Source organism: Candidatus Magnetobacterium casense, assembly GCF_019173545.1.
In the GTDB taxonomy this organism is placed as follows: domain Bacteria; phylum Nitrospirota; class Thermodesulfovibrionia; order Thermodesulfovibrionales; family Magnetobacteriaceae; genus Magnetobacterium; species Magnetobacterium cryptolimnobacter.
Window position 1 is genome coordinate 1 of sequence record NZ_JABXWD010000258.1, and the last position, 5,028, is coordinate 5,028.

A 5,028-nucleotide genomic window follows, 5' to 3' on the forward strand; every position below is an offset into this window, starting at 1 on the left:
AGGAAGCGTGAAAAGCAGAAGGAGTTGCGTGAGATTGCATAAAAAAACAGGCAAAAATGGTTAGCAAAATTGATACCATGCTGTTTGCCTGTTTTTCGAAAACTCGAGGTTATCGATAAGAAACTTATTCTCATCGGTTGACGTTATGGTTGCTAAGTATCCGCCTAATTTTTCGCAATTGGCCTTTGCATCGGCCCATGTCATTTGTGTATCGATTCTCTGGTAGGTGTGGTTGTTTGCTGGATTGACGACCTTTTCCGAGTCAGCCGTCGCTACCCCCCCCCCATTGTAGCAAGTATCATGCCACATATCAACGCTGCCACAAATATCTTTCGCATAACCTACTCCTTCGTTGCACTATTTTTTCGCTTTACCCGGCACCCGGCTGGGTATCGCTCATGTCTCGGCAAAGCCAAGCCTTTATATGGTATCACATGTTAAACTCAACTGTCAAGGATTTTTTTTCGGCAAGCGAACCCACTACTTGTCAAACAGCCCTGAGACATGGTATTATTAAGCAGCAAGGAGGTTTATGACAATGTATGCAACGGAAGATAGTTTAGACAGGTTAGAGGCTATTGTTGGGGAGCTGGCCCGGGAAAATGCGGAGCTGGCCCGGCAACTGAAGGAGTGGGCAAAGCGGGCCGAGGAGGATACCCGGCAGGCTGCGGAGGATACACGCCAACTGAAAGAAGCAATGAGGATATCATCGGAGAGGGTTGATACGCAACTGGCAAAAACCGATGCGCAACTGGCAAAAACCGATGCGCAACTGGCAAAAACCGATGCGCAACTGGCAAAAACCGATGAGCAACTGGCAAAAACCGAAAAATTGGTTGCAAAAACCACAAAGACTGTCAATGAACTAACTGGCAAGTGGAGTAATTTTGTGGTGGGGTTAGTTTTGCCGGCAACAAAGAAGATGTTCCAGGAAAGGGGGATTGAGCTGAAAAGAGTCCATAAAGGTGTCTATATAGAGGATGCCAACGTGGAGATTGACATCTTGGGAATTAACGGCCAATATGTAGTGGCAATAGAGATCAAGAGCACGTTAAAAGTAGAAGATGTAAATGAGCACCTGGAGCGATTATCCAAATTTAAAGAAGCCTTTGATGACTATGTCGGGCGGATTGTCATAGGCGCGGTAGCAGGCATTGTCATAGATAAAGGAGTTGACAGGTATGCTTATCACAAAGGTCTCTTTGTCATTGGCCAAAGCGGTGATACGGTCAGGATACTTAACGACGGTAAGTTTGTGCCGCGGCATTTTTGAACTGCTCCGTGCCTTACCAGCTAACTATTCAGTTGTCATTCAACCCGTAACAGCCTTGCAGGTTTAAAATGCATCTATCAGACATATTTATCATAAGAACTGAAATGGAGTAACAACATGGAAAAACAATCCGTACCACTTAAAGAGGTAAGGGAACTGGCAAACAAGTTTACCCCCCAGGAAATAGAAACCTGCATAACGCAGCAACTTCAGGAAGGCATAAACGAGTGCAAGATGGGCGGCCCTACCGATCACGTCATCAACGAACTGTCCAAGGCCGAGTTTGTAAGGGCTCGCATAGAGGCAGGGCTGACGCTGACCGACGCCATGCGTGAACTTGCCAAGAGGATACGCAACGTACAAAGCGGCTTTACGGGGTAACGCGCAACGTATCAGGCAGATTTAATTATGGGGTCAAGGGGTCAGCGACCCCCGGCTCGGTGGGGGACTGGTCCCCTTGCAGGGGGTTCTAAAGGGGGGCGGAGCCGCCCCTTTCTTTTTTTTTGTCCCATGCACCCTATATCCGATTTATTTGTGTGTGGCAGCCGTCTTGCCCAACCACACCTGGACACGCGTGTTGTTGCCCCAATCGCCGGGGATATTGATGTAAATGATACAGTTTTTGTTTGACTTGGAAAAGGCCAGTATAACGTTCTTCTTTGCATAGGAGGAGGCAATGAATTCCCAGCCCCTCTTTGGCATCTCGTGGTTGAAGAATCTGATCAGGGACTCCACCGTCACCGGAGCAGAGTATGTCAGCGCACCGCCGACAAAGGCACGTGTGTTTATCAGGATAGATTCGTCCTCCTCCAGCTTCAGCTCCTGTGGGATTGCAATGTCCTCAAACTCCGTCCCCATGAGATTCATGTGACTTGGTGGTGGTGGTGCAGGGGCGGGAGGGACTGAGGCTGGTTGCCCCGACTCCGGCGAACCATCGGCCCTTACTGTTGTGGTTGCAGTGCAGCCGGCAACTGCCACTATAATCAGCCATCCTAATATTATTGCTCTGAGCATATCTGTGATGTCTACCTCCTTCAGTCTTAATATTAACGTGTCGTTACATTTTACAGTGTAGCACATCTGTGTGGATTGTTGTCAAGGCATAAAATTGCTGTGCCGAAAACCCAACTGCCCGATAAATTTTTTTTACTCGTCAGAATGTTATAATTGTGCTACGATGAAAAGCAACTACAGATTTTATGTGATTGTAGCAGCGGGGTTTATTGTCTTTCTGTCGATGATGGTCTTGTTGATCTCCATAGGGCACATGGGGCTGGACAACAATTATAAGGAGCTGGATAAGATCATCAGCGTCTCTTCGGTAAAGATGAACCTGGCGCAGGATATGCGTTACCTCATCCGCAACGAGGCAGTCCTGGTCAGAAACGCCCTGTTAGACGACGCAAACCGTGTCGAGGAAATACAACGCATCAGCGACAACAGACAAAGATACGACAAAACCAAGGACAACCTGATATTGCTGTCCGATGGTGACAGACAAGCAAGTGTGTTGATCGATCAAATATCCAGGGATGACCAGGTAGTGCGCCTGTTGTGGGACAAGGCTATCGGATATGCGCAAGAGGGCAATACACAGGAAGGTTATAGAATCCTTGTCAATGAGGTCAGACCAATCCAGAGAAACTGGCTCACCATTCTTGACAAACTGGTAGCGATTGAGAAAACCGGCGCAAAGCAGGATTACCGGATGGCCCATGAGGTCTATATCCACACCAAGGACCAGCTCACAATTGTCGGAGTCCTGACCGTGCTTCTTGGGATAGTGATAGCTGCGGTTGTCACAACGGGTCTTGCCCGTCCATTGAAGGCAGTGATAGCGGAGCGGACGGCAGTGCTTGAGGTGGTCAACGAGCAACTCAGGGGCGAGGTCTTCATGCGTCAGAGGATAGAGGAGGACCTGCGTCTGACGATGAAGGAGAGCCGTGAGGTAAAGCAGATGGTTGAGGGTATCATGCACGGGATTACGGATGAGATATTCTTGATCACCAGGGATTACAGAATAATGTGGGCCAACGAAAGTGCGTTGAGTAAATATGGTCATAGTCTCAGTGAGATTGTGGGGAAGTTTTGTTACGAGGTAACGCACCAGAAGGAGAATCCCTGTGGAGTCTTAAATGATCCGTGTGTGTTTGATGAACTGCAGGCTGGTGTGAAGTCCAGGACCGTTGAGCATGTCCACACGGACAGGGACGGCAGGAGGAGCCTTGTAGAGGTCACGGTCTATCCTATCGTTGATGAACGTGGAGATGTCAACCGGGTTGTACACGTATCCAGGGACATCACGGAACGTGTCAAGATGCAGGAGCAGGTGATGATCTTATTTGCTGCCGTTGAGCATAGTCCCGTAGCCGTAGTCATAACCGACATAACGGGCAAGATAGAGTACGTCAACCCGCAGTTTACGCAGATGACCCGCTACAAGCTCGACGAGGTTGCGGGTAAGACGCCTGCGGTGTTAAAGTCCGGCAAGCATCCGCCGGAGTTTTACCGGGAGTTGTGGCACACGATCCTGGCCGGCAAGGTCTGGCATGGCAGCATGTGCAATAAGCGCAAGGATGGCGAACTATACTGGGAGGATCAGAGCATATCGCCAATAAAAAATCAAAGCGGTCAAATTACACACTTCGTGGCCGTTAAGACCGACGATACCGAGCGAAAACGTACAGAGGATCAACTATACCACATGGCCAACTATGACGCCCTGACAGATCTCCCCAACCGCACACTGTTCTACGAACGCCTCGGCGAAGTACTGAAGATATCAAAGCGGTATGAGCATCAGTTTGCGATCATGTTTGTTGACCTGGACAACTTTAAGACTATAAACGACGTTTATGGTCACGATGCTGGGGATCAGTTGCTCAAGGAGGCAGCAGGGCGGTTGAGGGGATGTGTTCGCACCTCAGATACGGTGGCACGCATGGGCGGGGATGAGTTTACGGTAATCCTGTCGAGGATATCGAAGGCGGAGGATTCCGTCCTGATTGCTGACTATATAATTGAGGCGTTGACGAGGCCGTTTTCCATTGCCGGTAACGATTGCTTCATAGGTATGAGCATTGGTATAAGCGTGTTTCCCTCAGACGGTGACGATGTTGAGGTGCTGGTTGCCAACGCCGATATAGCCATGTATCAGGTAAAGAGCAGCGGCAAGAACGGATATCGGTTCTATTCAACCCTGGATGATGACCTGAAGATATAGGCGGATATCCCCCGGGATATGAGCAGCTCTCCCAATCCGGTACCCGCAAAACATCAGGGGTACAGTCTTACTTCATCAATCTGAATATCTTGGCGATGACGTCAAGTGCCTGCGGGTTGGTGACAATCATGAAGAAGATTATAAACAGAAAAAATATCTTCATCTCCAGTCGCAATGCCTTGAACTCGCCATCCATTTTGCCCTCAAGTCTGGTAATACGTTCGTTCATTTCCAGACGTAGGAGCTTTAGCTCGCCATCCACTTTGGTACTATGTTCGCTCATTTCCAGGCGCAGGACATTTAGCTCACTGTCAAGCCTGGCGTCGAGGTTCTTGTAGCTACTGTCGATTTTTTTGTCGAGCCCGTTGATCCCAGTATCGATTTTGTCGTTGAGTTTTTCGGCAACGGAGTCGATTTTTTTGTCGAGCCCGTTGATCCCAGTATCGATTTTGTCGTTGAGTTTTTCGGCAACGGAGTCGATTTTTTTGTCGAGACCGTTGATCCCAGTATCGATTTTGTCGTTGAGTTTTTC

The 5,028-nt window shown here is 48.8% G+C and carries 6 protein-coding genes; 3 read left to right on the forward strand and 3 right to left on the reverse strand.

Going from position 1 to position 5,028, the window contains the following annotated elements:
* Positions 1-60: 60 nt before the first annotated feature.
* A complete protein-coding gene (locus HWQ67_RS12715) occupies positions 61-309 on the reverse strand; it encodes a C-type lectin domain-containing protein (RefSeq protein WP_218253065.1) in 249 nt (82 codons plus the stop codon).
* A gap of 229 nt (positions 310-538) precedes the next feature.
* Between HWQ67_RS12715 and HWQ67_RS12720 the strand changes: the two genes are divergently transcribed.
* Positions 539-1,273, forward strand: a complete 735-nt coding sequence (locus HWQ67_RS12720; protein WP_218253066.1) for a hypothetical protein — start codon at positions 539-541, stop codon at positions 1,271-1,273.
* Between the two features lie 117 nt (positions 1,274-1,390).
* Positions 1,391-1,654 carry a hypothetical protein gene (locus HWQ67_RS12725; protein ID WP_218253067.1) on the forward strand — a complete coding sequence of 88 codons (264 nt, stop codon included), beginning with the start codon at positions 1,391-1,393 and terminating at the stop codon, positions 1,652-1,654.
* Between the two features lie 147 nt (positions 1,655-1,801).
* Here the strand turns inward: HWQ67_RS12725 and HWQ67_RS12730 are convergent, their stop codons facing one another.
* On the reverse strand, positions 1,802-2,287 hold the full coding sequence (locus HWQ67_RS12730) for a hypothetical protein (RefSeq protein WP_218253068.1): 486 nt from the start codon (positions 2,285-2,287) through the stop codon (positions 1,802-1,804).
* A gap of 163 nt (positions 2,288-2,450) precedes the next feature.
* Between HWQ67_RS12730 and HWQ67_RS12735 the strand changes: the two genes are divergently transcribed.
* Positions 2,451-4,496, forward strand: a complete 2,046-nt coding sequence (locus tag HWQ67_RS12735) for a diguanylate cyclase domain-containing protein (protein WP_218253069.1) — start codon at positions 2,451-2,453, stop codon at positions 4,494-4,496.
* Positions 4,497-4,563: 67 nt separating this feature from the next.
* On the opposite strand, the gene HWQ67_RS12740 is transcribed toward HWQ67_RS12735, so the two are convergent.
* A partial coding sequence (locus tag HWQ67_RS12740) for a hypothetical protein (RefSeq protein ID WP_218253070.1) occupies positions 4,564-5,028 on the reverse strand: 465 nt, incomplete at its 5' end.